Origin of the sequence: Paraburkholderia sp. (assembly GCF_034668105.1) — a bacterium.
Taxonomy (GTDB): domain Bacteria; phylum Pseudomonadota; class Gammaproteobacteria; order Burkholderiales; family Burkholderiaceae; genus Paraburkholderia.
Map to the genome: position 1 here is coordinate 1 of NZ_JAXDPY010000648.1, position 6,591 is coordinate 6,591.

At 65.7% G+C, this 6,591-nt stretch carries 4 protein-coding genes; 2 read left to right on the forward strand and 2 right to left on the reverse strand.

Translation table 11 applies throughout. The features are described from left to right. A partial coding sequence (locus tag QOC89_RS28640) for an isovaleryl-CoA dehydrogenase (RefSeq protein ID WP_323048118.1) occupies window positions 1-1,438 on the reverse strand: 1,438 nt, incomplete at its 3' end. Window positions 1,439-1,747: 309 nt separating this feature from the next. Here QOC89_RS28640 and QOC89_RS28645 point away from each other — a divergent pair. Next, complete coding sequence (locus QOC89_RS28645; RefSeq protein ID WP_323048119.1) at window positions 1,748-3,403, forward strand: GMC family oxidoreductase; 1,656 nt, start codon at window positions 1,748-1,750, stop codon at window positions 3,401-3,403. Window positions 3,404-3,718: 315 nt separating this feature from the next. Then, window positions 3,719-5,464 carry an OmpA family protein gene (locus QOC89_RS28650; RefSeq protein ID WP_323048120.1) on the forward strand — a complete coding sequence of 582 codons (1,746 nt, stop codon included), beginning with the start codon at window positions 3,719-3,721 and terminating at the stop codon, window positions 5,462-5,464. Window positions 5,465-5,530: 66 nt separating this feature from the next. Here QOC89_RS28650 and QOC89_RS28655 read toward each other — a convergent pair whose 3' ends face one another. After that, complete coding sequence (locus QOC89_RS28655; RefSeq protein WP_323048121.1) at window positions 5,531-6,523, reverse strand: LysR family transcriptional regulator; 993 nt, start codon at window positions 6,521-6,523, stop codon at window positions 5,531-5,533. Window positions 6,524-6,591 lie beyond the last annotated feature (68 nt).

Here is a 6,591-nt window from a genome sequence, read left to right on the forward strand (position 1 = left end):
GCGCGGCGCTCAACGCCGGATGCCCTTGCGCGTCCGCTTGCCACGCGGCGAACAAGGCCTGCGCCGCTTCGGGCTCGCGCTCCATCGCGCGCAACACGTCGAGACACATCACATTGCCCGAGCCTTCCCAGATCGAATTCACGGGCGCTTCACGATAGAAGCGCGCCATGGGGCCCGTCTCGACATAACCGTTGCCGCCCCATACTTCCATTGCCTCGCCGGTGAATTCGAGCGTGCGCTTGCAGACCCAGTACTTCGCCGCCGGGGTGACGATCCGGCGCCATGCGCGTTCTGCCGGCGCGGACGACGACGCATCCGCCGACGCTTCGAAAGCGCGGGCGAGCCGCATGAACAGGACGGTCGCGGCTTCCGATTCCAACGCCAGGTCGGCGAGCACATTGCGCATCAGCGGCTGATCGGCGAGCTGCCGGCCGAAGGCGCTGCGGTGCCGCGCATGGTGAATCGCCTGCACCAGCGCCGCGCGCATCAAGGCCGCGCTGCCGATCACGCAGTCGAGCCGCGTGTGGTTCGCCATTTCGATGATGGTGGGCACGCCGCGGCCTTCGTCGCCGATCATGATGCCGAACGCGTCGAGGAACTCGACCTCGCTGCTGGCATTCGAGCGATTGCCGAGCTTGTCTTTCAGACGCTGGATCTGCACGGCGTTCTTGCTGCCATCCGGCGCGAAACGCGGGACGAAGAAGCATGAGAGGCCTTCGTGATCGTCGGTACGGGCAAGCACCAGATGCGCGTCGCATTGCGGCGCGGAAAAAAACCATTTGTGGCCGACGAGGCGATATTCCGCGCCGCGGCCGTTGCCACGTGTGGCGTAAGCGCGGGTCTGGTTGCTGCGCACGTCCGAGCCGCCTTGTTTCTCGGTCATGCCCATACCGATCATGGCTGAGGTTTTTTGCGCGAGCGGCAGGTCGCGTGGATCGTGTTCGCGGGTATAGAGCTTGTCGCGCAGGGTGTCGAACAACGCGGGTTCGCGTTGCAACACCGGGATGCTGGCGAAGGTCATCGTTAGCGGACAGAGGGAACCGGATTCGAGTTGCGCGTGCAGGAAGTAGCCGGCGCAACGCGCGACCATGGCGCCGCGCTGCGGATCCGAAAACGGCAACGCGTGCAGGCCTTCTCGGCGTAACAGCGACAGCAGCGTATGCCACGAAGGATGAAACTCCAGCGCGTCGATGCGTTCACCACGCGCGCTGTGCGTGAAAAGTTCGGGGGTATGGCGATTCGCCAGTTCGGCCAGCGCGAGCGTTTCGGGCGCGGTGAGCGCCGCGCCGTGCCGCTGCAGCGCCTCGCGATGCCACGCGGCCCCTTCGCGTTCGAGGGCGGCGCACAACGCCACGTCGCTCGAAAACAGGTTGTAGTCCGCGAGCGGCGGCGCCTGATTGGTCACGTCGTGAGTGTGGCCGAAGCTGTGCACTTTCATCTGCTGTCTCCGTTCACCGGATGCGCGCCGCTCGCTGAGCAACGGCGTGTTGTTTTATCGCTGCGTGTCATGCCGCACGCTCACAGGACGGCGCGCGGAGCGCCGCGTTTGAATGCCTTGCGAAGCCGCCCGGCGGGCGGATGCGCGTCTTTCATCATAGGGTCGCAGGGACGCTTTCGTTTAGAGGGATCGCTCTGACATGAACCCGCCGTGGCCCGCCAACGCTCCCTACAATGCCGATAAAACAGACGTAGACAAGTGTGCACTAGACAGGGTTCGCGAGCAACGCGATCCCATCAGGAGGAGCGGATGCAATACGACTACATTATCGTCGGCGCGGGCTCGGGCGGTTGCTCGCTCGCGAGCCGTCTGGCGGATAGCTGCCCCGACGCCACGATCGCCCTGATCGAAGCCGGTCCGCATACGGACCGCAATCTGTTCGTGAACATGCCGGTCGGCGTGGCGGCCGTCGTGCCGCACAAACTCAAGACCAACTACGGTTATCTGACCACGCCCCAGCCGGGGCTCGCCGGACGCCAGGGCTATCAGCCGCGCGGACGGGGCTTCGGCGGCTCGAGCGCGATCAACGCAATGATCTACACGCGTGGCCATCCACTCGATTACGACGAATGGGCGCAGCTTGGCTGCGAAGGCTGGTCGTGGGACGAGGTGCTGCCGTACTTCCGCCGCGCCGAAGGCAACGAGCGTGGCGCCGATGCATGGCACGGCGCCGACGGGCCGCTGACGGTGTCCGATCTGCGCTATCGCAATCCGTTTTCGAAGCGCTTCGTGCAGGCCGCGACCGAAGCCGGTTACAAGCCGAACAGCGACTTCAACGGCGCGGATCAGGAAGGCATCGGCTTCTATCAGGTGACACAGCGCGACGGGCAGCGCTGCAGCGTCGCGCGCGCCTATATCTACGACCGCGAGCGCGCCAATCTGCATACGATCGCCGATGCCACAGTGCTGCGCGTGCGCTTCGACGGCAAGCGCGCGAGCGGCGTCGAAATCGTGCGCGGCGGGCGTACCGAAACGCTCGAGGCGCGCGCCGAGGTGGTGCTGGCCGCGGGCGCGTTCAATTCGCCGCAACTGCTGATGTGTTCGGGCATCGGGCCGGCGGCGCATCTGCAGTCGCTCGGCCTTGCGGTGCTGCACGATGCGCCCGAGGTCGGCCAGAACCTGATCGACCACGTCGACTTCACGATCAACAAACGCGTGTCGTCGATCGAGCCGACCGGCTTTTCGATTCGCGGCATCGCGCGGATGCTGCCGCAGTTCGTGAGCTTCATGCGGCATGGGCAGGGCATGCTGTCGAGCAATGTCGCCGAAGCGGGCGGCTTTCTGAAGAGCCGGCCCACGCTCGCGCGTCCGGACCTGCAACTGCACTTCTGCGCGGCGCTCGTCGACGATCACAACCGCCATATGCACTGGGGCCATGGGTATTCGCTGCACGTGTGCGTGCTGCGGCCGCATAGCCGCGGCACGGTGACGCTGGCGAGCGCCGACGCCCGCACCGCACCGGTGATCGACCCGCGTTTTTTCAGCGACGCGCGCGATCTCGATCTGCTGGTGGAGGGTGCGCGGATGGCGCGACGCATTCTCGACGCGCCTTCGCTGGCGCTGCACGGCGGCAAGGAGTTGTACACGCATCCGGGCCAGAGCGAGGCAGAATTGCGCCGGACCATCGCCGAGCATGCCGACACGATCTATCACCCGGTGGCCACTTGCCGGATGGGCGGCGATGCGCAATCGGTAGTCGATCCGCAGTTGCGGGTACGCGGCGTGACGGGACTGCGGATTGTGGATGCTTCCGTGATGCCGACCTTGATCGGCGGCAACACGAATTCGCCGACGGTCATGATCGGTGAGCGCGCGGCCGAATTGATCGCGGCGAGCCGGCGTGAGGGGCAAACGGCGCCGGCGATAGCGTCCGCGTCGGCGGGAACGGCAGGCGTGGCGGTTTGACCGCCCGACCGGTCTGACGGCGAGCGTCGCCCGAGTCGGGGCGGTGCTTTATGTTGCTCTTCGCGCGTTGAGCGCATGCGCCCACCGGCAGGTACGAGCGCATGCAAATCCATCAGCCGTCGCTTGCCATACGCCGACCACGGCGGTGCACCAATCTTCCTAATTCTGGCCGCAAATATAAGAATATCTAGGCAAACATCGGTTAATTCGTCATAAATTGTGCCGTTCCGTTTATGAGATTTCCCCAAACCTATAATCGCGCCGCGAAAAAGAGCGCGTCAGGTGACGCGTTCGGGAAATCAAGGAAGCGAAGCGATGAGTATCAATGTGATTCAGCTGGTTCAGTCCGCGTTGACGGACAGCGTCGTGCGACAGCTGGCGGCCCGCTTCGGGCTGCCGCCGGACGCGACCCGGAAGGTGCTGGCAACCACCGGCCCGGCGCTGCTCGCCGGCCTGATGCAGAAGGGCGCGACGCTCGACGGCGCGCGCTCGCTGTTCGCCACGATCCTCTCGCCTGAGGTGAACGGGCACATCGCCGAGCAGTTGCCGCAACTGCTCGGCACCACCACGGGCGTGAGCCAGTTGGAAGGCGTCGGGCGGCAGTTGCTCGAGCGTGCGCTCGATCGCCGCGTCGATACGCTCAGCGACGAAGTCGCGACGCAAACCGGCGTGCCGGCCCATGCCACGCACGCCATGACGGGTATCCTCGGCGCAACGCTGCTGGGCCTGTTGAAACGGTATTTTCTCGAAGGTCAGGGCAACGTCGGCCAGTTGCCGACACTGCTGGGCCATCAGCTGCCGGCCGTGGCACCGCACCTGAACGACCGGTTGATGACCGGCCTGGGTCTGAGCGGACTCGGCGCGTTCACCGGCAATATTCTGTCGCAGTTGAAAGCGGTCTCGGCGCACATCGACCATCCGACGCCGGCCGCGAAGCCGGTAGCCGAAGCCCTGTCGAGTATCCGTGTGCCTGCCGACGCGGTGGTGCGCGAAGAGCGCCGTCCGCGCACGTGGCTGTGGTGGCTGCTCGCGGCGATCGCCGCCGTGCTGGCTTTCCTGTTCCTGCGCGGTTGCCAGAGCGAGCAATCGGCGGAACGCAGTAGCGCGGAACCCGCGGTGACTGCGCAACCGGCGTCCGCACCGGTTGCGGCTTCGGCCGCCGCGCCGGCAACGCCCGCGGCCAGCGACGTGGCGGCTTCCGCGCCTGCCGCCGGCGCCGCTGCGGCGAGCGCCGCCAGCGAAGCGGAGCAACCCGCAGCCGCGCCCGCGCCGACCAAAGACAGCGTGCTGAGCTTCACGGTCGACGCCGGTGGCAAGCCCACGCTCACGGCAACCGTCGGCAGCGAAGCCGAAAAGACTCAATTGATCGACGCGCTGACCCGGCGCTTCGGCGCAGACCGGTTCGTCGCGAACGTCACGGTCGATCAGGACACCAAGGCGGCCGACTGGCTCGCTCATCTGGACGGCCTGCTGCCGCTGATGGCACTCCCGGGTGCGGAAGTGAAAGTGGACGGCGCGCACATCGAATTGAGCGGCAGTGCGGCGAATGCCAGGCTCGGCTGGCTCGACAAGCTGAAGTCGCTGTTCGGCGCGTCGTATCAGATCGGTTCGTTCAACGTCGAACAGGCGGTTGCAAGCGCAACGGAGACCTTCCGCGGCGCGATCAAGGGCCTGCTCACGCCGGACGGCTCGTGCGCGGCAGCGGACGTGGTCAAGGTGCTGAACCTGCAGGTGATCAACTTCACGAGCGCCAGCGCCCGCGTGCCGGCCTCGGCGATCGAAGACCTGAACCAGTCGGCGCAAGTGCTGAACGCATGTGCGCGCAACGGCAAGCTGGCCAGGCTCGAAGTGGCCGGCTATTCGGACAATGTCGGCGGCGCACGAGCCAATCTGCAACTGTCGAAGAAGCGCGCTGAAGCGGTGCGCGCGTATCTCGTGAAGACGGGCGTGCCGGCGGCTTCGCTGGTCGCGCAAGGGTACGGCGACGCGCAGCCGGTGGCGAGCAACGACACGGCGAGCGGCCGCTTTGCGAACCGTCGCATCGAGTTTGTCGCGCAATAGTCATAGCGCCATTGAGCGCTAGCCTCAAAACAACATGTCACCCGGTTTGCGCCGGGCGGCATGTTGTCATTTGGTCGGTGGTGTTTGTTGTGGCGTCTGCGGCGGCGGTGTCTGAACCGGCGTCGTGATGCCGGTGATACCGGCGATACCCGGCCCCACCATGAAATCGTCGCCGGCCTGACCCGGGAGCGTCTCTCGGGCCACTTCCAGCCAGGCGCGCGCCGCGTGCGACAGATAGCCGTTACGGCGCCAGCCAATCGCCATTTCCCACGGAATCTCCGGTTCTACCACCGGGCGGCAGGTGAACTGCGCCGCGTCGAGCCGGCGGCAATACGGCGCGGGCAACAGCGCGATGCCGACGCCGGCCAGCACCAGCGCCGCCATGAAATCCCAGTGCCCGCTGCGCCCGACGATGGTCGGCGCAAACCCGGCGGTGCGGCACGCATTCAGCACGACATCGTTGAGCGCGAGGCTTTCGCCGTAAAACACGAACGGCTCGCCGGCGAGCTCGGCGAGCGGCACTTCGTGCAGATCGTCCCAGCGCGAACCGGTTCGGGCGACGAGCCACAGCAATTGCCGCGTCATCGGCAGCACTTCGATATTTGCCGGATCGACCGGCTGCAGCACGCCGCCCAGCTCCAGCTCGCCGTGGATCAGCGCGGTTTCGATCGCGCGCGACCCCTGCTCGAACAGCTTCAGTTCGATTTTCGGGTAACGCTGGCGAAAGGCGGCAATGGCCGGCGTGAAAAGCGAGCCGCCCATTGGCGGAATGCCGATGGTCAGCTCGCCACGGCCGAGCTTGTCGAGATCGTTCAGTTCGGCCTGCAATTGCGCGTGCGCCGCCAGCACGTCCTGGCCGCGCTGGTAGACGATCCGGCCGGCGTCGGTGAGCACCATCCGACGTCCGTCGCGCAACAGCAGCGGCGAACCGATTTCGTCTTCCAGCGACTTGACCATCTTGCTGATGGTCGGCTGCGTGACGAACATCTGCTCGGCGGCGACGGTGAAGCTTTGTTGTCGGACCACTTCGACGAAATACCGCAGCGCGCGTAGTTCCACGATCTCGGGCTCCAGAATTCCAATTTGGAATGATCTGGGTGATTGTAAGTCATCGTATTTATGTTGCG

Bases quoted from the DNA above. Each gene is read 5' to 3' on its own strand.
- QOC89_RS28645 (WP_323048119.1), top strand. From the start codon at position 1,748: ATGCAATACGACTACATTATCGTCGGCGCGGGCTCGGGCGGTTGCTCG.
- QOC89_RS28650 (WP_323048120.1), top strand. From the start codon at position 3,719: ATGAGTATCAATGTGATTCAGCTGGTTCAGTCCGCGTTGACGGACAGC.